The sequence below is a fragment of the Geomonas sp. Red276 genome (genome assembly GCF_054784495.1).
The window spans coordinates 1-21,317 of the sequence record NZ_BLXW01000042.1; the positions used below are offsets into that span (position 1 = coordinate 1).

15 protein-coding genes and 1 riboswitch are annotated in these 21,317 nt (G+C 62.7%); of the genes, 5 read left to right on the forward strand and 10 right to left on the reverse strand.

All coding sequences use genetic code 11. The annotated features are described in order from the left end of the window. Window positions 1-385: 385 nt before the first annotated feature. From ACYVL5_RS20380 to ACYVL5_RS20395, 4 genes are all read right to left on the reverse strand, one after another. Window positions 386-682: a DUF1540 domain-containing protein gene (locus ACYVL5_RS20380; protein ID WP_460597410.1), complete on the reverse strand. Its 297-nt coding sequence runs from the start codon at window positions 680-682 to the stop codon at window positions 386-388. Between the two features lie 161 nt (window positions 683-843). Next, on the reverse strand, window positions 844-2,295 hold the full coding sequence (gene pyk / locus ACYVL5_RS20385) for a pyruvate kinase (RefSeq protein WP_460597411.1): 1,452 nt from the start codon (window positions 2,293-2,295) through the stop codon (window positions 844-846). A gap of 267 nt (window positions 2,296-2,562) precedes the next feature. Next, complete coding sequence (locus tag ACYVL5_RS20390) at window positions 2,563-3,147, reverse strand: DNA-3-methyladenine glycosylase I (RefSeq protein ID WP_460597412.1); 585 nt, start codon at window positions 3,145-3,147, stop codon at window positions 2,563-2,565. Further along, complete coding sequence (locus ACYVL5_RS20395; protein WP_460597413.1) at window positions 3,134-4,888, reverse strand: putative bifunctional diguanylate cyclase/phosphodiesterase; 1,755 nt, start codon at window positions 4,886-4,888, stop codon at window positions 3,134-3,136. Before ACYVL5_RS20395 ends, ACYVL5_RS20390 begins: the two co-directional genes overlap by 14 nt. A gap of 133 nt (window positions 4,889-5,021) precedes the next feature. Beyond that, window positions 5,022-5,097: riboswitch (cyclic di-GMP riboswitch) on the reverse strand. 506 nt (window positions 5,098-5,603) lie between these two features. Between ACYVL5_RS20395 and ACYVL5_RS20400 the strand changes: the two genes are divergently transcribed. Beyond that, window positions 5,604-6,422: a flagellin N-terminal helical domain-containing protein gene (locus tag ACYVL5_RS20400; protein ID WP_460597414.1), complete on the forward strand. Its 819-nt coding sequence runs from the start codon at window positions 5,604-5,606 to the stop codon at window positions 6,420-6,422. Window positions 6,423-6,518: 96 nt separating this feature from the next. Here ACYVL5_RS20400 and ligD read toward each other — a convergent pair whose 3' ends face one another. The 3 genes from ligD to ACYVL5_RS20415 form a co-directional block, all read right to left on the reverse strand. Beyond that, window positions 6,519-8,135 carry a DNA ligase-like domain-containing protein gene (gene ligD, locus ACYVL5_RS20405; protein ID WP_460597415.1) on the reverse strand — a complete coding sequence of 539 codons (1,617 nt, stop codon included), beginning with the start codon at window positions 8,133-8,135 and terminating at the stop codon, window positions 6,519-6,521. Window positions 8,136-8,229: 94 nt separating this feature from the next. Next, a complete protein-coding gene (locus tag ACYVL5_RS20410; RefSeq protein ID WP_460597416.1) occupies window positions 8,230-8,487 on the reverse strand; it encodes a type II toxin-antitoxin system RelE family toxin in 258 nt (85 codons plus the stop codon). Further along, on the reverse strand, window positions 8,487-8,729 hold the full coding sequence (locus ACYVL5_RS20415) for a type II toxin-antitoxin system Phd/YefM family antitoxin (RefSeq protein ID WP_460597417.1): 243 nt from the start codon (window positions 8,727-8,729) through the stop codon (window positions 8,487-8,489). Before ACYVL5_RS20415 ends, ACYVL5_RS20410 begins: the two co-directional genes overlap by 1 nt. A 145-nt stretch (window positions 8,730-8,874) precedes the next feature. Here ACYVL5_RS20415 and ACYVL5_RS20420 point away from each other — a divergent pair, with 145 nt between their 5' ends. Then, window positions 8,875-10,341 carry a phytoene desaturase family protein gene (locus tag ACYVL5_RS20420; RefSeq protein ID WP_460597418.1) on the forward strand — a complete coding sequence of 489 codons (1,467 nt, stop codon included), beginning with the start codon at window positions 8,875-8,877 and terminating at the stop codon, window positions 10,339-10,341. Between the two features lie 30 nt (window positions 10,342-10,371). On the opposite strand, the gene ACYVL5_RS20425 is transcribed toward ACYVL5_RS20420, so the two are convergent. Together ACYVL5_RS20425 and ACYVL5_RS20430 are read right to left on the reverse strand one after the other, a co-directional pair. Next, window positions 10,372-13,779, reverse strand: a complete 3,408-nt coding sequence (locus ACYVL5_RS20425) for a PAS domain S-box protein (protein ID WP_460597419.1) — start codon at window positions 13,777-13,779, stop codon at window positions 10,372-10,374. 239 nt (window positions 13,780-14,018) lie between these two features. Further along, a complete protein-coding gene (locus ACYVL5_RS20430) occupies window positions 14,019-14,384 on the reverse strand; it encodes a DnaJ family domain-containing protein (protein ID WP_460597420.1) in 366 nt (121 codons plus the stop codon). A gap of 424 nt (window positions 14,385-14,808) precedes the next feature. Between ACYVL5_RS20430 and ACYVL5_RS20435 the strand changes: the two genes are divergently transcribed. Next, the gene (locus ACYVL5_RS20435) at window positions 14,809-17,376 is read left to right on the forward strand and encodes a PAS domain-containing protein (protein WP_460597421.1); all 2,568 of its coding nucleotides are present in this window, start codon (window positions 14,809-14,811) and stop codon (window positions 17,374-17,376) included. A gap of 196 nt (window positions 17,377-17,572) precedes the next feature. On the opposite strand, the gene ACYVL5_RS20440 is transcribed toward ACYVL5_RS20435, so the two are convergent. Next, window positions 17,573-18,766, reverse strand: coding sequence for a sensor histidine kinase (locus ACYVL5_RS20440; protein WP_460597422.1), 1,194 nt, complete (start codon window positions 18,764-18,766; stop codon window positions 17,573-17,575). Between the two features lie 270 nt (window positions 18,767-19,036). Between ACYVL5_RS20440 and ACYVL5_RS20445 the strand changes: the two genes are divergently transcribed. Further along, a complete protein-coding gene (locus tag ACYVL5_RS20445; RefSeq protein WP_460597423.1) occupies window positions 19,037-19,540 on the forward strand; it encodes a ferritin-like domain-containing protein in 504 nt (167 codons plus the stop codon). Between the two features lie 445 nt (window positions 19,541-19,985). Continuing rightward, window positions 19,986-21,269, forward strand: a complete 1,284-nt coding sequence (locus ACYVL5_RS20450) for a GGDEF domain-containing response regulator (RefSeq protein WP_460597424.1) — start codon at window positions 19,986-19,988, stop codon at window positions 21,267-21,269. The last annotated feature ends 48 nt before the right edge of the window (window positions 21,270-21,317 follow it).

Sequence of the window (21,317 nt, forward strand, 5' to 3'; positions counted from 1 at the left end):
GCCTGACTGGAACTGGAAACGATTCTTCACGGCAGCCTCCTCGGATGGAATGTGCCGTGATTATATGAACCACCTACGACGTAATATGTCGCGCTTGTCTTCCAGCGGAAGATTGGCGCTAATCAGGTAGTGTTATGGCCGTATCCGGCAGACAAAGGATACCGAAGATGCGCTAAATGTCGATCCTCCCAGTTCCCCCTCGTACCGTCTCGAGGCCCCCCGGGAAGGGGGCCCGAGCGGGGTGAGGGCGCATCCATCTTCCCCGCCCCCCGCTCGCCCGAAGGGACGAAGGGGGGGAAGGGGGCGATCATCACCTGAAAGTAGACGAGTGAAAGGCGGAAGGGGGAGGCAGGGTAGCGGGAGCGGGCTCCCAAAAGGGCGGAGGTTACCTCGACTTGTAGGTCATGCAGTCCGGGTGTGACTCGTGTACCCCCACCTTCACGCCGGGCGCGTTGCATTCGAGTGATTGGTTGAAGGTGCAGTTTTCGACCTTGCAGGCACCGATCCCCCCCTGCACGTCGAGCAGGCCACCCTTCTGGTTGCCGTGCAGGTAGGTGTCGCAGCTCGGGCACGGATCGGCAGGACCACCCACCGTGATGGCCAGGGTGTGGCAGGCGTTATGCTTGTTGTATGAGCAATCGGTTACGTCGCACGAAACGATCTTGACCATGTTTTTCTCCATCAGCGTCTCCTTATCACCGCCCCCTTCACGCATAAGAAGTTTTTAACATTTGACCATGGATAGTCAAGGCGGCTTCCCCGCCGCCGAACCGATTTCTCGATGCGGCGGCACCAGTTGTTGCGCGTGGCAGGGAGATCGGCTGATGGGCACGGCAGGCGGTCCTACCCCTCCACCTGCCCGTAGAAATCGGGCATGCCGAGGCGGTGCACCTTCAAGAGGTTGGTGGTACCCGGGGCGGATAGCGGGCTTCCCATGGTGATCACCACCACGTCCCCCTTCTTGAACCCGCCGCGGGAAAGGACCGCCTCCTCGACCGACCTGATCTGCGCCTCGGTATCCCCCTCGATGTCGACCCTGAGCGACCTGACGCTGGCGTAGAGGGCGAGGCGGCGGCGGACCTTGGTGTTGGGGGTCACCGCCACGATGGGAACCGACGGGCGGTACTTGGAGACCAGGGCGGCGGTGCTGCCGGTCTGGGTGAAGGCCAGGATGGCGGCCGCGCTGACGCTCTCGGCGACCCGGCAGGCAGCCTGTCCGATCACCTCCGAGAGGTTCGGCGAATCCTCGTCGGTGAAGGTGCGGAAGACCTGCTGCTTGAGCGCGGGGTCCCCCTCCACGTCCCCGGCCACCTGGGCCATCATGTAGACCGCTTCCACCGGATACTTCCCGGAGGCCGTCTCGGCGGAGAGCATGACCGCATCGGTCCCGTCGAGGATGGCGTTGGCCACGTCGGAAACCTCGGCCCTGGTGGGGCGGGGATTCAGCACCATGCTCTCGAGCATCTGGGTGGCGGTGATGACCGGCTTGCCGGCCTGGTTGCAGGCACGGATGATCCGCTTCTGGATGAGGGGGACCTTCTCCGGATTGATCTCGACGCCGAGATCGCCGCGGGCCACCATGGCGCCGTCGGAGACCTCCAGGATGGCGTCGAAGTTGGTCACCGCCTCCGGCTTCTCGATCTTGGCGATCACCCGCAGGTCGGAATTGCGCTGCTTGAGGATCTGCTTGAGCTCTACCACGTCGGCGGGGTGACGCACGAAGGAGAGGGCCACGTAATCGAGCTCCTGCCGGATACAGAAGTCGAGGTCCTCGCGGTCCTTGTCGGTGAGGGCGGGGGTGGAGACGTTGACACCGGGGAGGTTCATCCCCTTGCGGTCCTTGAGGATGCCGCCGGTGATCACCTGGCAGCGCACGTCCTGGCCGTCGACACCGAGGACCTTCAGCTCCATGAGGCCGTCGTCGAGGAGGATGCGGTCCCCCGCGACCACGTCGTTGGGAAGCCCGCGGTAGATGGTGGGGATGGTGTTCCCCACGCCGAGGACATCGCGGGTGGTGACCACCACCTCGCTGCCGGTGACGAGATCGAAGGCGCCCCCCTCCATGAGCCCGGTGCGGATCTTGGGTCCCTGCAGGTCCCCCAGGATGGCGACCGCGCGCTGGTGCTGGAGCGAGATCTCACGGATGGTGCGGATCACTTCCGCCTTGTTGGCGTGGCCGCCGTGGGAAAAATTGAGACGGAAGACGTTGACCCCGGCCTGCATGAGGGCGTTGAGCCTTTCCGGCGAGTCGGAGGCTGGACCTACGGTGGCGACAATCTTGGTACGTCGTAACATACTGTTATGTCCCTTCATAAACATAAATTGCGGCTTACGCCGCTGGTGAAAAAGTACCTGAATTTGAGAGGAGAGGCAAACGCTTAATTACGAAAAAGAGCCGTACGATGAGCACAGACTAATCCGCATCGACAAAGATACCGTATACATCGGTGCCCGGCACCCTGCTGTCAATGGCGGGCCGACCTGCACGGCCTGTCGGCGTCCCGACCATGGAGGCCCCGAATTGTGCCACGCGGGGACCCAACCGAAGCCCCCCGATTACAGTTATCGCCGCAGCTCTTTCCACCTGAAACAGTCGGTGGTGTGATCGTTGACAAGGCCGACGGCCTGCATGAGGGAATAGCAGATGGTGGTGCCGACGAAGCGGAATCCCCGCTTCTTCAAATCGCGGCTCAAGGCATCGGAGAGGGGGGTGGAAGCGGGGACTTCGGAGAGGGTCCTCCAGGCGTTTTGGACGGGGACGCCGTCCACGAAGCGCCAGAGGTAGGCGTCGAAGGAGCCGAACCCTTCCCGGATGGCGAGAAAGGCGCGGGCGTTGTCCATGGTGGAGGAGATCTTCAGGCGGTTGCGCACGATGGAGGGGTCCTCCATCAGGCGGCGGAAGTCGGCCTCGCCGAAGCGGGCCACCGCCTCGGGATCGAACCCGTCAAAGGCGCGGCGGTACCCCTCCCGTTTTCTGAGGATGGTCAGCCAGGAAAGCCCGGCCTGGGCCCCCTCGAGGGTGAGGAACTCGAACAGCCGGCGGTCGTCGTGAACCGGCACCCCCCACTCGAGGTCGTGGTAATCCCGGTACAGCGGATCGCTGCCCGACCAGGAACAGCGCGTGATTTCACCCTCAGGCAGTGGCACGGCGGTCCACCTCGACCCTTTTGCGCAGCTCTTCGGAAGTCATGGGAGGGGCGAGGAAAAACCCCTGGGCGCCGTCGCAGCCGAGCTCCTTCAAAAACTGCAGCTGTTCGGCGCTCTCCACCCCTTCGGCAACCACCTTGAGCTTCATGCTGTGCCCCATGCTGATGATGGCCTCCACGATGGCCGCGTCGTCGCCGTCGGCCAACGATTCCCCGATGAAGGAGCGATCGATCTTGATGACGTCGATGGGGAAGTGCTTCAGGTAGCTAAGCGAGGAATAGCCGGTCCCGAAGTCGTCGATGGCAAGCTGCATCCCCATCTCCTTCAGGGCCCGCAGCGACTCGATGTTGCGGCTTGCCTTGGACATGATGACGCTCTCGGTGAACTCGAGCTCCAGGGAGGAGGGGTGGACTCCGGTCTTTTCGACGATGCGCGCCACCGAGGAGAGGAAATCGGGGTGGCCGAACTGCCGGCCGGAGATGTTGACGGCCACCTTCAACCCGCCCAGGGTCTCGGCCCAGGCCTTGGCCTGCAGGCAGGCGGCGGTCAAGACCATCTCGCCCAGGTCCATGATGAGGCCGGACATCTCGGCGATGGGGATGAATTCGTCGGGGGTAACGGTTCCGAACTGGGCGCTCTCCCAGCGCAAAAGCGCCTCGACCCCGACCAGGCGGTCGCTCTTCAGGTCCCACTGCGGCTGGTAGTGGAGGGAGAACTCGCCTAAGGAAAGCCCGCGCCGGATGCTGTTCTCCAACGCCACCCGGCGCATCCTCCTGCTGTTGATCTCATGGGAGTAGAACTGGCAGTTCCCCTTCCCTTCCTGCTTGGCGTGGGACATGGCGGAATCGGAGCATCTCAGCATGTCGTCGACCAAGTGGCCGTCGTCAGGATAGAGGGCGATGCCGATGCTCGCGGAACTGGCGATCTCCACCCCGTCGATGGTGAAGGGGGTGGCGAAGAGCGCCTGGAGCCTGCCGGCTTCGATGGCGGCGTCCTCCTCCCCGGAGGTGGGAAGCATGACCAGGAACTGATCGGTCCCCAGGTGCCCCAAGCCGTGCACCTCGCGCAGATGCACGGTCAGCCGGCGCCCGACCTCCTTCAGGAGCTGGTCGCCGAAGGCGTGCCCCCTGGTATCGAGCAGGTACTTGAAGTTGTCGAGGTCCAGGAAGAAGACGGCCACTCCGCGCCCGTTGCGGCGGGCGAGGTCCAGGGCCTTCTCCAGCCGGGTGAGAAAGAGCGTCCGGTTGGGGAGACCGCTGATGGGGTCGTAGTAGGAGAGCTGCTCGATCTGCTTCTCCGAGGCCTTGAGCCCGGTGATGTCCTCGCAGGCGGTGACTACCGCGATGCAGCGGCCGCGGGCGTTGCGAAGCGGGGTGGAATTTATGACGACCGGAAAGCGGGCGCCGCTTTTCTTGACGTTTTGGCACTCGAGATTGGTGATGGAGGTGCCGGCCAGGGCCAGCTGGCGGAAGATGACGGCGTCGCCCGGCTGCGAAAAGAGGTCGGCATCCTCGCCGAGGAGCTCGGCGGAGCGGTAGCCGTGCATGGCGGCCTGCACCGCGTTCACGTACAGGATCCTGCCATGCATGTCGGTCACCGTGATGCCGGTCTGGATGGGGAGGCACTCGATGGCCTTCATGAGCATGTCGAGGCTCTCCTGGTCCTGCTGGAGTTCCTTGAGATGCTCGTAGGCCCCCAGCATGATCGGAGTTTCCAGGTGCAGATTCGCGGTGTCAGGCATCGAGGTGCAGCTCCTGTGGTATTGCAGCCGGAGGGAGGGGGGAAACATCTGCTGAGGTGGCTGCCGCGACCGATGAGCCGGCTTTAATGCTCCATCAAAAAAAAAGGGTCGCCGCAATCCTTGTCAGAGATATTTCGGCAACCCGGCTGTCTGCGTGAGACCCTATGGCTTTCCGCCCCACCCTCGCGAGTGGTTTAGTATTATCGTGTATCTATCTGTGATGTATGAGACTTCGATTGCTATGACATAAAATTACCCGGAAAGTATTACCGCTGTCACCATTGTCGAAATTCTTATCACTGCGTTAAACCAGAACATGTCCGAAAAGTCAAATGAATTAAACGCAAAAAGTGCGGCAAACCCGCTCCCCGCCCGGCCTTCGGCGACTCCCGCCCAGGTATTATCGGTAATACTTAATGATACCTTCTCATATTCCCCACCGCACGTTAATCGATTCTATTAAGTGCTTATAAACACAAAGAAATCGGCGAAAAAACTCCTAAAGTAATTTTTTGACGCGGCGATAAGCAGTCCTGTATCGACTGCACGACCATCTGTCACGGCGGATGACAACCAGAATGGCGGTCTCCGTGATTTTGTTAGTGTGGCCCAAGGTACGCGACCGGCTTTGATCCAGTTTCTTTGACAACAGGCGCAGCACCAACACCAACCTCTGCCAAGAATGGCAGAGCAAAACCAAGAAAGGAGTATCACCATGAGCGTCAGCGACATCTCTCTCACCGCAGGCATGAGGACCAACCTTCTCAATCTCCAGCAGACCAGCCAGCTTTTGAACAGGACCCAGCAGAGGCTGTCTTCGGGCAAAAACGTCAACAGCGCACTCGACAACCCGACCAACTATTTCGCGGCACAAAACGCCAACCAGCGCGCCAGCGACCTTGCCGACCGCAAGGACGGCCTGTCCGAAGCGGTCCAGACCGTTAACGCCGCCAACGCCGGCATCACCGCCATCACCGGTCTGATCCAGGCAGCCAAAGGTATCGCCACCTCCGCCCTCTCCACCTCCGATACCAACGTGCAGTCCAAGCTGGCATCCCAGTACGACACCATCCGCAGCCAGATCGACAACCTGTCGTCCGACTCCGGGTACCAGGGCCTCAACCTGCTGAGCTCGGTCAACACCCTGACCGTCAACTTCAACGAGAAGGCCACCTCCACCCTGCAGGTCATCGGCTTCCAGGCCAACGCCACCGGTCTCAGCCTCTCCGGCGCCAGCAACAACTGGCAGACCACTTCCGACATCACCTCCGACTCGGCGAAGATGGACTCGGCGATCACCACCCTGAGGACCAACACCCAGACCCTGGCCGCCAACCTGAACATCATCACCACCCGTCAGAACTTCACCGACAGCATGATCAACACGCTGCAGACCGGTGCGGACAACTTGACCCTGGCCGACATGAACCAGGAAGGCGCCAACATGCTGATGCTGCAGACCCGTCAGTCTCTGGGCACCACCTCGCTCTCCATGTCTTCTCAGGCAGCCCAGGCAGTCCTCAGGCTGTTCTAAGCGCACGGAACGCAGATGCACCGATAAAAGGGTCCAGCCAGGAGGCTGGGCCCTTTTTCGTTTTCCTCACCTTTATTTCGGGCAGCGGCCCTCACTTCATCCCCCCTCGCCCCCATCGGGGGAGAGGGCCAGGGTGAGGATGGGCTCCAGCCGTACCTCGGCAGCGCTCTTGTCCATCCTGAGCCCCTTGAAGGAGGCATGACGCAATAGGCCACTCCCCGAGATCTCCCCGAAGGCCACCTCCGCCACCAGCTCAGGCCGCAGCCAGTGCGGGTTGCGGTATTCGATCCCGGAGGGGGGATTGTCGAAGGCCGGCTCCGGCTGCTCGTACTTTTCCAGCGTTTTCAAAAGCTCCCCGCTCTCCGACGGCCGGTAGCCGGTCTTGATCTTGCCGGCGAAGACGAGCCTCCCCTCCTGGTCGAAGTACCCCGCCAGCAGGGAACCGAACGGCCTTCCGGCACCTGATTCGGTGTATCCCCCGACCACGAATTCCTGGCGTTGGGCACAGCGGGTCTTCACCCAGTCCCGGGAGCGCTGGGAGACGTACTGCGAATCGACGCGCTTGCTGACGATCCCCTCGATGTTGCGGTCGCAGACGGCCTGGTAGAAATCCTCCCCCTGCCCCGTGACGTGATCGACGTACCGGATGGAACTGTCGGGGGGGATCAGTTCGGCGAGGAGCATCTTTCGTTCGGTGAGAGGAGCGCCGCGGATGTCGTACCCCTCGTAGTTGAGGAGGTCGAAGACCAGGTAGACGACGTTGCGGTCGTTGCCACCACGGAAGGCGTTCTGGAGGGCGTGGAAATCGGATTTTCCTTCGGAGGTGAAGACGACGATTTCGCCGTCGAGCCATCCACGGGAGAGCCTGAGCTTCCCGGCCGCGGCGGCCAGGGTGGGAAGCCGGTCGGTGAAATCGTACCCTTTGCGGGTATAGAAGCGGATCCCCTTCCCGTCGCGGTCGATACGGCACCCCATCCGGTAGCCGTCGTACTTGATCTCGTGCAGCCAGCCATCGCCGGGGGGAGGGCGGTCCACCAAGGTGGCGGCCTCGGGCTCGACGAAGTCGGGGAGGCTTGCTCCGGGGGGATGGCCGAAACCGGGGGGACTTTCCGGCGGGATCTCGCCCGCCTCGCTGCTCCAGAGCCGGTCGCGGTCGGCGGCCACCTCCTCGAGCGTGCGGCCGCTCACCACGCTGGTCGCCTGGGCCAGCACATCCTGCTGGGTGGCAAAGTCGTCCGGGTCCTTCACCAGGATCCATCTCTTCGACCCCGGCTCCTCGCGGGTCAGCGTCCAACTCCCCTTCAGCCGCTCGCCGTGCAGGATGAAGTGGAGCCGTCCGTGGTAGTAGGCGCCCTTTCCCCCCTCCAAAGGCTCCCAGGTCCCGCGGTCCCAGATCAGCACCGTACCGGCGCCGTAGTTCCCGGCGGGGATGACACCTTCAAAACCGGCGTATTCGATCGGATGATCTTCGACCTGGTTGGCCAACCTATGCTGGCCCGGATCGAGGGAGGGGCCTTTGCTGAGGGCCCAGCTTTTGAGGGCGCCGTGCAGGCGGAGGCGTAGATCGTAGTGCAGGTGCGAAGCGGCGTGCTTTTGGATCACGAAGAGGTTTTCGTCTCCCCCTTCGTTGCCCAAGGGCTCCGGGGTGCGGCTGAAATCCCGCTTCCGGCGGTACTCTTCCAGCGAGGCAAGTTTGGTTGATGGGTCACTCATGGCGTTTCACCGGCTCACCACGATTATACAACGGAAGAAGCGGCGGCCGGCGGGCCGGGATCGTAGGGTGAGCGTGGGGCACGAGGCGCTCGCCCTACGCTTTTTTGTACACCTCATCGTCGTTACGTTTTCCGCCCACGATGAGGCGCAACGCGCCCTCATTGACGTCGTAAACGACACGGTATTCACCGATATCGACGCGCAGAAATTGGTACCCCTTGAGTTGTTTGGAGTCGTGAGGAGTCGGATCTTGAAGCAAGGAGAAGATTTTTTGAACCACCTGCCGAAATTGCTTAGGGGGGAGTCGATCGAGGAATTTCTGCGCGTCCCGCGTCAATTCCAGACGCAGCATTACAACTTCTCCTTGATCCACGTCACAGCATCAGGTTCCGCTACCATCCCGCTGCCCAGCGCCTTTAAAGCCTGGTCGCCCCAGTAGCGATCCTCGAACTGAAGCAGGCGTTCGTACTCAGCGTATGAAATGAGAACAGCCACCGGCCGATCCTTTTTCTCGATCGCCACAGGCTCCTTCATCGCCATCTCCAGCAATTGACCGAACCGGTTCTTGGCTTCCGTCGCTGCAATCCCCTTCATAGCAACCTCCCTATTAGCTGTTCAAGCTAATCTGGTTATACCACTACCTTGACAGGCTAGGAAGGGAGTTCCAGCATATAGCCATAGGGCAAAAGATGGCGGGATGACTCGGTATGATCCAAGCGGCGGATAGCGGAGGCGTGCCATGACGGAGAAAGCGGCAAGCGGTGAGAGTCGCGGGCGTGAAGTGATCGTGGTGGGAGCGGGGCCCAACGGTCTGGCGGCGGCGGTCGAGATGGCGCGGTCCGGGTTCCGGGTCACCGTACTGGAGGCGGCGGACACCATCGGGGGCGGCACCCGGACCATGGAACTCACCCTACCCGGCTTTTGCCACGACGTCTGTTCGGCCATCCATCCCCTGGCCGCCAGCTCGCCGTTTTTCAACCAGCTCCCGCTGGCGGACTTCGGCCTCAGGTGGATCCATCCCGCGGCGCCCCTCGCCCATCCCTTCGACGACGGCACCGCGGCCATGCTGGAGCGGGACGTGGCGGTGACCGCCGGGACCCTCGACAAGGAGGATGCCGACGCCTACCATCACCTCTTCTCGCCCCTGGTGGCCGGTTGGGCCGATCTCGCCCCCGACATCCTGCGGCCGGTCGTGGGGGTCCCGAAGCATCCGGTCCTGATGGGGCGCTTCGGATTGAACGCCATCAGGCCGGCCGAGGGACTGGCCCGTGACGTCTTCAAGGGGAGCCGCGGCCGGGCCCTCTTCGCCGGGCTCTCCGCCCATTCCTTTCTTCCGCTGGACAAGCCGGGAAGCGCGGCGTTCGGCCTGGTTTTAGGGATACTCGGTCACGCGGCCGGTTGGCCGGTGGCGGCAGGGGGGTCGGCAGCCATCTCCCGGGCGCTCGCCGATTACCTGGTCTCTCTCGGCGGAGACGTCCGTACCGGCACCAGGGTCGCCTCCGTCCTCGACCTGCCACCGGGGGCCCTGGTGATACTGGACGTGACCCCGCGGCAGCTGTTGGAGATCGCCGGGAGCGGGTTCGACGACCGCTACCGCCGGCTGCTGGCGGCCTACCGCTACGGGCCGGGAATTTTCAAGGTCGACTGGGCCTTGGCGGGTCCGATTCCTTGGCGGGCAGGGGAGTGCGCGAGGAGCGCCACGGTGCACCTGGGGGGGACCCTGGAGGAGATCGCGTCATGCGAGCGGGAGATCTGGGAGGGGAAGCACCCGGTGCACCCGTTCGTGCTGCTGGCCCAGCAGAGCCTCTTCGATCCGGGACGCGCGCCGGAGGGGAAGCATACCGGCTGGGCCTACTGCCACGTCCCCAGCGGCTCCACCTTCGACATGACCGAGCGGATCGAGGCCCAGGTGGAACGCTTCGCTCCCGGCTTCCGCGAGCTCGTCCTGGCCCGGCACGTGCGGAACACGGCCGGCTACCAGGAGTACGACCGGAACTTCGTCGGCGGGGACATCAACGGCGGCGTCCAGGATCTCCGCCAGATGATCGCCCGCCCGGTGGCGGGGCCACGCCCCTACGCCACCCCCGATCCCGGCATCTTCATCTGCTCATCCTCCACCCCTCCCGGCGGCGGCGTCCACGGCATGTGCGGCTACCTGGCAGCCCGCTGCGCGATAGACAAAGAAGCCCACGGCAAAAAGGGGTAGCGGGAAGCGGGATGACAGCTCTCCGGCACCTCAGCCGTCCAGGATACTGCGGACCTTGGTGGCCAGCTCCGGGAGCGAGAACGGTTTCTGGATGAAGTGCACACCCGGCTCCAAAACCCCATGATGACCGATGATGTCTTCGGTGTACCCCGACATGAAAAGGCAGCGGACCTCAGGGCAGATTGAATTCACCGCGTCGCACAGTTCCCTCCCGTTTACCTCCGGCATCACCACGTCCGTTATCAGCAACCGTATCCGGTGGGAATTCTGGCCGGCCAGCGTCATGGCCTGGTCGAAGTTCCCCGCCGCCAGGACGAGGTATCCCTGCATCTCAAGGGTCTTGCCGACCACGCTGAGGATGGCGGCATCGTCCTCCACGAGCAGCACCGTTTCCTTGCCGAACGGGGCCTCCTTGACCGTGGTGTCGTCCCCATCGGCCGCGAGCCCGCCGGAATACCTCGGGAAGTAGAGGGAAAAGGTGCTTCCCAGCCCCGGCTCGCTGTAGACGTTGATAAAGCCGCCATTTTGTTTGACGATTCCAAAAACGGTGGCGAGCCCCAGCCCGGTTCCCGACCCCTGGGCCTTGGTGGTGAAAAACGGTTCGAAGATGCGGGCCTGGACATCCCTGCTCATCCCGCAGCCGTTGTCGCTCACCGCGATGCGGACGTAGTCGCCGGGAGTGGCCTCGAGGTGGCTGACGCAGTAGGTGGCGTCTATGGAACGGTTGGCGACCTCGATGGTGACGCGGCCGTTCTCCACGATGGAATCCCGGGCGTTCACGCAGAGGTTGGCCAGGAGCTGGTCGACCTGGGACGGGTCCAGCTTGACCGGCCACAGATCCCCCTTCGATTGCCAGTCGAGCCTGATGTTTTCCCCGATCAGCCGGGTGAGCATTTTGAGCATGCCGCTGATGACCACGTTGAGATCCAGCGCCCGCGGAGTGATCACCTGCTTGCGGGCGAAGGCCAGCAACTGGCGGGTCAGGTCCGCCGACTGCTCGGCAGCCTTCCGGATCTCCTGGAGCATGGCCTGCCACCGGGGAGGATCCTGTTCCACCTCGGCAAGATAGGTACAGCCGAGGATGACGCTCAGCTTGTTGTTGAAGTCGTGAGCGATCCCCCCGGCCAGGCTGCCGATCGATTCCATCTTTTGTGCCTGGTGGAGCTGGGACTCGAGCTCCCTTTTCTCGGCCTCCGCCGCCACGCGTGAAGAGATGTCCGCGAAAGAGACCACCGCCCCCGTGACCTCTTCGTCGTCTAAGAGGGCATAGGCAGAGTACTCGGCGGGGAAGGAGGAGCCGTCGGCGCGCCAGAAGACCTCGTCATCCACGCGGCACCCCTCCCGGGGGAAGTTCCTTTGGAATACGGGACACTCTTCCTCGGGGTACGGCGTGCCGTCGCTTCTTTTATGGTGAATGAGAAGGTGCATGTTCTTGCCGAGACAGTCACCCGACCGATACCCGAGCATGTCGAGAGCGGAGTTGTTGATGAAGATACAGTCGCCGGCCCGGTCGATGCCGTAAATCCCCTGGTCGGTGCTCTGCAAGAGGCTCAAGACCAGGTCCTTGCTTTTCCGCAACTCATCCTCGGCCTGCTTGCGCAGCATCGCCTCGCCGATATTCTCGGCGATGTCTTCGAGGATGTGGATCCTCTCGACCGAGAAGCTGTCCTTGCGGCGATCGTTCAACTGCAGCAAGCCGACGACCACTCCCTTGGCCTTTATCGGGATCAGGGCGACCGAGGCGTATCCCTGGTGTATGCATTCGTTCCTGGGATTGTCCCGGGGGTCTTCGTCGGCAGGTACGTCGAGAAAGGGTGCCGAGTCGTTGGTCCACGAACTTCCACGCTCGGTGAAGAGAGGGTGGGAGGGGTCGGTTTTTCCTGAGATGACGAGGCCGCAGGTGCACTCCAGGCAGATGTTCCCGTCGCAATCGCGGCATACTCCACCCTCGCGGGTTCTGGCCACCACCGAGTTCTCCTTCCGCACGAATTCGGGGGCGAACCCCTCCTGGTAGAAGTACGGATAGTCGTCCTCGCTTTGCAGCCTGATGCCGACCGCGTCGACGCCGGTGGCTGATTTCACCAGCCGTATCACCTGCTGGATGGCGGCTTGCTTGCTCTCCATGTCGTTGAGGGCGAGGAGGATATCCTGCCCCATGCGCCGGTAGGCCTCCGCCTGCCTGCGTGTGCTGATGTCCCTGGCGATCTTGGAGGCCCCGATGATGGCGCCCGAGGCATCCCGGATGGGGGATATGGAGACCGATACCGGGACGATCTCGCCGTCTTTTCTTCTCCGGTAGGTCTCGAAGTGCTCGATGATTTGGCCGTCGCCGATCTTGGCGAGAATCTGCCGCTCCTCGTCCCAGCGCTCCGGCGGGATGAGCACCGTCATCGACTGCCCGACCATCTCGAGCTCGGTATAGCCGAAGAGCCTCTCCGCGGCGGGGTTCCAACTGGTGATGATCCCGTCGATGGTCTTGCTTATGATGGCGTCGTTGGAGTACTCCACGATGGCGAGGATCTGCCCTTGAAGCTTCTCGGTCCGCAGCCGCTCACGCTCCGCCTCGGCCAGTTTCGACTGCGTTTCCGCCAGGGACTTCATGACACTGGGCCCCGACGAGCGATCAACCGGAATGGTCGAGGAAAAGTCACTTTGCCCCATCCTGGCGATATGGAAAGAGACCTCGTCCGGCGTCCCCCCCAGCGTTTCGTACACCGCCCGATAGGTACGCCACAGCATGAAGAGCAGCCCCCCGGTCACGCAGATGAACAGGTAACGCAGGAACCGCGCCCAGTTTGCGGCCTTGGTGATGGCGCCTGTCGTGCGCCGATCGACCATGAGGTAAAAGTCGTCAATGGGCCTCATGATACGGGCCTTCCCTTCATGGTAGCGCGGGTCATGCAGCATCAGGCGGGCGGCGACACGGTCGGCTTCCGCACGTGGCCCGGTCGATTCGGCCAGTCGCATCGCCTCGAGTTCCAGGGTTGCCAACCGGTCCGAATTGACCTTGGCCTCGGTCAGTTTCGCCATCTCCGCGTCCGAAAAGCCATTTTCGCGCATCAGCTCCAGCAGCGGGACCGACAGCGAGGAATTGGGGCGAGGCGCCTTGCCGTCACCGACCACGAGATCCCAGTAGATCCTGTTGTAGGCCTTCGGACGTGGCTTCACCCCGTTGCGGATGTCGAGGATGTCCCGGTAGATCCGTTTATACTGCGGGTCGAGGGTCAGCACGTAGGTGCGGGCAAACAGGGTGAGGTCATCCGAAGTCTGACGCAGTTCGTCGGCGAGGACGTAGGAATCGTAGCGCTCGGTGTTCGCGCGGTCGATTTCTTTTTCCGCATTGACGTACAGGATGAAGGCGACGATGAAGGGTATCAACAGGATCAGCGTCAACTGAAGGTTGCGGGTAAACCGACCCATGTTTTTTAAGGTGGGCATGCCGATGTTCCTCGCTGAAACAATCAACCGGCAGTTCGGCATCGATGAGAAAGTACGTCAGAAAGAAGAAAAGAGATGGGAGACTTCCAAAGGGAGCCCCGCAAGGTTGGATCGATCTTCGAGGGGAAAGGGTAACATCAATAAGCTGCAGGATCTGTCAGGAAACCTTGACACCCGTTAAGATTAGTTCCTGCCAATGGCGTTCCATGTAACAGTCCCCCGGGAGCCGGGGTGGGTGGTCACTTCGTCTTGTCCAGCATCTTCTCCTGGTACTGCGACAGGAGATCGAGGGAGATGGGGCGTTTGCGCATCATTTCCAGCTTCATCAGCTTGAAATTGAGCTCCCGCACCCTTTTGGTTTTCTCGGGGGAATCCTCCATCTCCAGTACGAGCCGCCTCAACGAGGCCACCTCGTTGGTCAGCTCCACCTCGGGAGGGACGCAGCCGGCGTTCTTGAGGATCTTGTACGCCATCCTCAACTCCTCCGGGACGGCGGAGAGATCCTCCTCGACCAGGGGCTTCCCCTTCCCCGGGAGGTTGTCGAACTCCCCCCGCTCCATCGCTTCCTTAATCCTTCTTTCCGCTATGCTCGCCAAGATGTCCATATCGGGATATTCGCATGCGTCCGGAAGCCGCGTCAATCCCTTCCTGCCACCCGGAAAGGTGAAGGGGGAAGAGCGGCCGGTGCCGCAATTGGTCCGCGAGTCCGGTGATTTGGCGGGCAACCGGGTCACATTTTTGACATCCCTGGCCACCGTTTTAGCAACATTTTGACTGACCGCGTCCGGGCGTACCGGGGAGTTTCGGTGACGCGGCGCCCCCTTCGGCAGGCACGGGCGCTGCGGGAGTTGCATCTTCGACGTTCGATCAAGGGGTTACCTCGCCGATGCGGCCGGCACCCTCTGCCTCCGGGTCAGCCGCGGCCCAACGGACCGGGCACCCTTCAGTGAAATGGCAGAGTACTTGCAACGCCGGCAGAGCCTTTTCATTCCAAACCATCGCCAGCAGACGCAGTTTCAAGGGGGTACCGTGGCAGGACGAAGCATGGTCCAGTTCGACGAGGGGGATACGGAAGCATCTCCTCTCGATTCCTCCGGAGGGCGGAGCGCTCCCCCCGCCACCTCGGAATCCGAGGTCTGGGCGGCGACCTTTGACGCCATCCCGGACCTGGTCGCCATCATCGATACCGACCACATCATCACCCAGGCCAACCAGGCGCTGGCACGGCATTGCGGTGTCCCGCGCGAAGAGGTGATCGGCAGGACGTGCTACGAGATCATCCATGGCACCGCCTGCCCTCCCCCCAACTGCCCCCATCACGTCTCAGTCCGGCTCGGCATCTCCCATCGGGCCCAGGTCGAGGCACCCAACTCGGACCAGGTTTTCGAGATCACCGTCTCCCCCATCCTCGACGCCGACGGGGGCGTTTCCGCCTGTGTCCACCTTGGGCGCGACATCACCGCCCGCCGGAAAGGGGACGCGTTCCGCCAGATGGGGCAGCAGATCCTGCGGGTCCTCAACGACACCGAAGGGCAGCGGGCGGCCCTGGGTGCGGTGGTATCCCTGGTGAAGAGCTCCACCGCCGTAGACGCGGTGGGGATCCGTCTCCAGGACGGAGACGACTTCCCGTTCTTCCACCAGGAGGGCTTCAGCGATTCCTTCCTCGGCACCGAGATGACCCTGCTCGGCAAGAACCGCGCCGGGGGAACCTGCCTGGGTCCCGACGGAAAACCTTCCCTGCAGTGCACCTGCGGAACCGTACTCTGCGGCGCGCAGGAGGGAACCGACTTCTTCACCCCCGGCGGAAGCTTCTGGACCAACGACACCCTTCCCTTTGTGGAGCTGCCGGTGGAGAAGGATCCCCGCATCGCCCCCAGAAACGAATGCATCCACCACGGCTTCCGGTCGGTGGCGCTGATCCCGATCCGGGCCAAGGGGCGGATCGTCGGCCTGTTGCAGTTGAATGACCGCCAGACCGGACGCTTTTCGACCGAGGCGATCGAGGCACTGGAGGACGTGGCCAAGAACATCGGGGAGGCACTGCTGAGAAAGCAGGCCGAGGAGAAGTTGAAGGCGAACCAGCAGTTCCTCTCCACCCTCACCGACCAGCTCCCCGGCCTGGTCGCCTACTGGAACCGGGAGCTCCGCTGCACCTACGCCAACCACGCCTACGAAAAGTGGTTCGGCCGGCCGCGCAATGAGGTCATGGGGCTTACCCTTCCGGAACTCCTCGGGGAGGAGGCCTTCCGTTTACACGAGGTGAAGGCGCGGGCCGCGCTTAAGGGGGAATACCAGCTCTTCGAGCGTTCGCTGACGAAGCCGGGGGGAGAGACCGGGCACCTTTGGGTCCATTACATCCCCGACGTGGTCGACGCGAAGGTGCTCGGCTTCTACGTCCTCGGCACCGACGTCACCGAGCTCAAGCAGACCGAAGAGGAGAAGGACCGCCTGGAAGTCCAGCTCCAGCAGGCGCAGAAGCTGGAATCGGTCGGCCGGCTGGCGGGCGGGGTGGCCCACGACTTCAACAACATGCTGGGGGTCATCCTGGGGCACGCCGAGCTCGCCCTCATGAAGCTCGAGCACTTCGAGCCCCCCCAGGACGACCTGATCGCCATCAGAAACGCCGCCGAGCGCTCGGCGAACCTGACCCGGCAGCTTTTGGCCTTCGCCCGCAAGCAGACCATCTCGCCGCGGGTGATGAACCTCAACGACACGGTATCCGGGATGCTGAAGATGCTCCAGCGCCTGATCGGCGAGGACATCGAGCTCACCTGGCAGCCCTCCCCCGACCTCTGGCAGGTCAAGGCCGACCCAAGCCAGGTCGACCAGATCCTCGCCAACCTCTGTGTCAACTCCCGGGACGCCATCGCCGACACCGGCCGCATCACGATCGGGACCCAGAACTCGGTCATCGACGAGACGTACTGCAAGATGTACCCGGACGCCACCCCCGGGAGCTACGTGCGGCTGTCGGTCAGCGACGACGGCTGCGGGATGGACCAGCAGACCAGGGAGCGGATCTTCGAGCCGTTCTACACCACCAAGGAGGTGGGGAAGGGAACCGGGCTGGGGCTCGCCACCGTCTTCGGCATCGTCAAGCAGAACCAGGGGTTCATCACCGTCTTTTCCGAGCCCGGGCACGGGACCGTCTTCTCCATCTACCTTCCCCGTTTCCAGCCGGTGGAGGCCCACGCGGAGGTCCCCGGCCAGGCAACCGAAATGGCCGGCGGTAAAGAGACCGTGCTGGTGGTTGAGGACGAACCGACCATCCTGAAGATGACCGAGATGATGCTGGAACACCAGGGGTACCGGGTGGTGACCGCCGGAACTCCCGAGGAGGCGATCCGGTTCGCTTCGCAGCGACGCGACCCGATCCACCTCCTGATCACCGACGTCATCATGCCGGCCATGAACGGGAACGACCTGGGCTCCCTGCTCCGCACCCTCTACCCCGACATCAAGTGTCTCTTCATGTCCGGCTATACTGCGGATGTGATCGCCCAGCACGGGGTCCAGGAGGGGAAGGTGAACTTCATTCAGAAGCCATTCTCGCTGAAGGACCTCTCCTCCAAGGTGCGGCAGGCACTCGACGGGTAAATTTTTTCATATCCCCTCGCCCCCATCGAGGTAGAGGGTCAGCTTTTCCATCTCCCCTCGCCCCCATCGGGGGAGAGGGCTAGGGTGAGGGGGCGGTTCAGGGCGAGGGGATATCGATACAGGAATAAGAACGGGGGCTGGAGATCGCGGATCTTCAGCCCCCGTTTGTTCTCGGGAAGGTCGCAGCTGGCCGCCGCTAGGCGGTGGGGGCGGACTTGCTCTTGGTGAGCTCGTGATAGGGGGTAAGGGTGGCCCGGGAGGCGAGCCCCCGTTCCCGGAAGATGCGGCTCATCTCGTCGCCGCTGCTTTTGAAGATCTCGACCGGGGAATGCTCTTCCCCCAGGTGGTGACGAGGATGACGGATCACCTGCCCCCCCAGCACGCATACCACGTCCTTTTCCTGGACCACCAGTACCTCACGGCAGCCGGCGGCTGCCTCCGGCTGCGGCCGCGGAGACTGCTCGGGCGCCTCGAAGACCGGGAAGAGCACCCGGAAGGTGGAGCCCACCCCCTCCCGGCTCTCCACCGCCAGAAGGCCGCGATGACTCCTCACGATACCGGCCACGGAGGCTAACCCCAGGCCGCGCCGGGCTTTCTTGGTGCTGTAAAACGGTTCGAAGAGGCGGCGCATGGTTTCCGGGGACATTCCCGGACCCGAATCGGACACCTCGACGAAGACGAAACGCCCCGGCGCGGTGACGGACGGGGCCACCGTGTGACGACGAAGCTCGTCCTGGTCACAGTAGGTGACGCCGGTCCTTACCGCGATGCGGCCGGGACCGTTGCCGATGGCGTCGGTGGCGTTGGCGAGCAGGGTCCTGATCACCTGCAAAGCCTGGGCAGGGTCGGCGTTCACGACGGGCATGGCCCCTCCCGAACGCACCTTGACCTCGATCCCCTCGGTGCCCCGTGAAGCGAGGGAATCGGTGTAGCCGACCACCAGTTCGTTGAGGTCGACGGCACACCCCTGGAAGGCTCCCTTCCCGGTGAAGGCGCGAAGCTCCTGGATCAGGGCTCCCACCTGGCGGCCGGCGGTCACCGCGCGTTCGAGGTAGGCGGCAACCTTCCGCTCGCTGTCGGGGAGTTGGAAGAGGGCCAGGTCGAGGTTGCCCAGCACGGCGGTCATCAGGTTGTTGAAGTCGTGGGCAACGGCGGCAGCGAGACGCCCCACCACCTCCAGCTTCTCATCCTTCAGGCGGGCGCGCTCCTCCTCGATACGTCGTTCCTCACGGCGAAGCTCATCCCGCTTCCGGTCGAGCTCGACGTCCAACAGGGAAAGCTGGTGCAGAAGCCCGTTGACCTTGGCGACCAACTGGGTATCGCCAACCTGCTGCCCGACAATCTCCTCCGCCTGGCTCCAAAGCTCGGCGTAGGCTGCCACTTCTACCATACCCCATCCTCCTTTTGCGGTTCCTCGACCGGGTACTCCCCCGGCCAGGATCCTAACCAGAGCAAGTTCTGCAGAATGTATACCAGACACCTATCGGATGAATTAGCCACCCCCTTTAGCGCATTCTGAAACGATAATGTGTTTTCTTTGAAATTTCTGTCAGAAGTGCCGTAACCGCACGCGCGTTGACAGTAGGGGCTTTTACCCTAAAATCTAGGAAGGCCTTTTTGAGGCCAGGGGACTTCACCGAACAGACTGAAGGAGGAACTGATGGGATCCAAAGGGCGTGAAATAATTGGAATGGATGTCAATGAGCTTCTGGAGCTCTTGAGGAAAGCTTTTTGTGATGAGTGGCTCGCCTATTACCAGTACTGGCTGGGTGCCAAGCTGGTGAAGGGGCCGATGAAGGACGCGGTGGGGGCCGAACTGCTCCTGCACGCCACCGAAGAGCTCGCCCATGCCGACATGGTGGCGTTGCGCATCATCCAGCTGGGCGGCACTCCCGTGACCAAGCCCGAGGAGTGGTACCAGCACACCAACTGCGGCTACGACGCCCCCGACGATCCGTTCGTGAAGGTCATCCTGGAGCAGAACATCAAGGGAGAGCAGTGCGCCATCGGCGTCTACAAGCGCCTTTTGGACATCACCCGCGAGAAGGACCCGGTCACCTACAACATGGTGCTCACCATCCTGCAGCAGGAGGTCGAGCACGAAGAAGATCTCCAGGCGCTCTTGGAGGATTACGAACTGCTGGTGCGGGCCATGAAGGAATGAAGCCCTCCCCCCGCTGAAGATCAAGGCCCTCGGTCCGCCGGGGGCCTCTTTTTGGCCGACGCATCGCCCCGCCTTTCTTGTTGTCCGCCGCTTCCTCTTATAAAACAGTGCATCCTACCTTTGAAAGGGTGATTATCCCCAAAGGGATTTCGTGGTTGATCGCGCTCATTTTAACTTGAGGAGATTCAAAGAAGCTGTTAAAGAAACAGTTACGTGAACCGATGAGTGTACATGCGTCGTCGTTGAAAGAGAAAAACTGCTGAAAGCGGAAAGGTAAGTACAGATACAACGGTTTTGGTAGTTGGCAGACGATCCCTTCGCAGATAAATTCCAAACACAAAAGAGGTGCCCAAAGGAGGATGAGCAGATCTTCCCCGCGGACGCCTGCACGGCCTGATTCACCCGCAAGGGGACCCTTTTTCACCGAAAAGGAGGACAACAGAGGATGTCACAGGGCGAAATGCCAAGCCTCCCGGTACGCGTCCTCTGCGTCGACGACGAACCGGCCCACCTGGAGCTGCTGAAGCGCCTGCTGAAGCCGATGGTGCAAGAGATCATCCCCGCGGAGAACGGCGAAGATGGCTTCCGGGCCTATCTCCAGGGATCCCCCGACATCGTCATCACCGATCTCTTCATGCCGGGGATCAACGGGCTGGCGCTTTGCCGGATGATCCGGGAAAGCGGCGCCAAGACCCAGTTGATCCTGCAGACCAGCTTCAGTTCCTCGGAGGCGCTGGCCGAGGCCATCGACGTCGGGGTCAACCAATTCCTTCCCAAACCCTTCACCCGGGCAAGCCTCTACCGCGCCCTCGCCCGCTGCCACGAAACCGTCGACCTCGAGCGCCGCCTGAGCGAAGAGCATCACCGGGCCCAGATCCTGGCGTCGGCGCTGGAACAGAGCAAGACCGGGGTGATCATCCTCGGCCCCGACGGGGTCATCGAGTGCGTGAACCTCGCCTGCACCCTGGTGGCCCCCTGCCATCCCGAGGAACTGGTGGGGCGTTCCGTGAACTGCCTGCATCTGGCCCCCGACCTTCCGAGCTGGCTGAAACAGGTGGCCGAATGCGGCTCGCCGGTCGAGGTGGAGGTCCCCTACGGCCAGCCCCTCTCCCGGCCGGGTTGGCTGCGGCTCAGAGTCTCGCGGCTGGTGGGGCGCCAGGAAAGGACCAGGCTCTGCCTCACCATCGACGACATCAGCGACCGCAAAGAGGCCGAACACCGGCTTCTCTACCAGGCTACCCACGACAGCCTCACCGGCCTGCACAACCGGAGCTATTTCGAGGAGGAATTGCACCGGGTCGCGGTGGGGAGGAACTTTCCGGTGACGCTGATGATCGCCGACCTCGACGGGCTCAAGCAGGTCAACGACGGGCAGGGGCACGAGGCCGGGGACCGGCTGATCCTGGAGGCGGCCAGGCTTCTTCGGGGCGCCTTCCGGGCCAGTGACGTGGTGGCGAGGATCGGGGGGGACGAGTTCGGGGTCATCCTTCCGGGGGCAACCGGGGAGGTGGCGGAGGGATCGCTTCGCCGGGCCATCGACCTGGCGGCGCAGATGTCGCAGGAGGGAGAAGGCAGCGGCCTCAGCTTCTCCTTCGGCTGCGCCACCGCGAGGACGGCGGCGGACATCAAGGAAATCTTCCGCGAGGCGGACTCCCGGATGTACAGGCAGAAGACGGGGAAACGGCCGCGGCACCTCGCTCACCCGGGCTCATCAACCTTCGCCAGCTGAAAACCCTCCCTCACCCGTTTTCATCTCCCCCTCGCACCTTCTTCATCT

Bases quoted from the DNA above. Each gene is read 5' to 3' on its own strand.
- ACYVL5_RS20380 (WP_460597410.1), bottom strand. From the start codon at position 682: ATGGAGAAAAACATGGTCAAGATCGTTTCGTGCGACGTAACCGATTGC.
- pyk (WP_460597411.1), bottom strand. From the start codon at position 2,295: ATGTTACGACGTACCAAGATTGTCGCCACCGTAGGTCCAGCCTCCGAC.
- ACYVL5_RS20395 (WP_460597413.1), bottom strand. From the start codon at position 4,888: ATGCCTGACACCGCGAATCTGCACCTGGAAACTCCGATCATGCTGGGG.
- ACYVL5_RS20400 (WP_460597414.1), top strand. From the start codon at position 5,604: ATGAGCGTCAGCGACATCTCTCTCACCGCAGGCATGAGGACCAACCTT.
- ligD (WP_460597415.1), bottom strand. From the start codon at position 8,135: ATGAGTGACCCATCAACCAAACTTGCCTCGCTGGAAGAGTACCGCCGG.
- ACYVL5_RS20410 (WP_460597416.1), bottom strand. From the start codon at position 8,487: ATGCTGCGTCTGGAATTGACGCGGGACGCGCAGAAATTCCTCGATCGA.
- ACYVL5_RS20415 (WP_460597417.1), bottom strand. From the start codon at position 8,729: ATGAAGGGGATTGCAGCGACGGAAGCCAAGAACCGGTTCGGTCAATTG.
- ACYVL5_RS20420 (WP_460597418.1), top strand. From the start codon at position 8,875: ATGACGGAGAAAGCGGCAAGCGGTGAGAGTCGCGGGCGTGAAGTGATC.
- ACYVL5_RS20425 (WP_460597419.1), bottom strand. From the start codon at position 13,779: ATGCCCACCTTAAAAAACATGGGTCGGTTTACCCGCAACCTTCAGTTG.
- ACYVL5_RS20430 (WP_460597420.1), bottom strand. From the start codon at position 14,384: ATGGACATCTTGGCGAGCATAGCGGAAAGAAGGATTAAGGAAGCGATG.
- ACYVL5_RS20440 (WP_460597422.1), bottom strand. From the start codon at position 18,766: ATGGTAGAAGTGGCAGCCTACGCCGAGCTTTGGAGCCAGGCGGAGGAG.
- ACYVL5_RS20445 (WP_460597423.1), top strand. From the start codon at position 19,037: ATGGGATCCAAAGGGCGTGAAATAATTGGAATGGATGTCAATGAGCTT.
- ACYVL5_RS20450 (WP_460597424.1), top strand. From the start codon at position 19,986: ATGTCACAGGGCGAAATGCCAAGCCTCCCGGTACGCGTCCTCTGCGTC.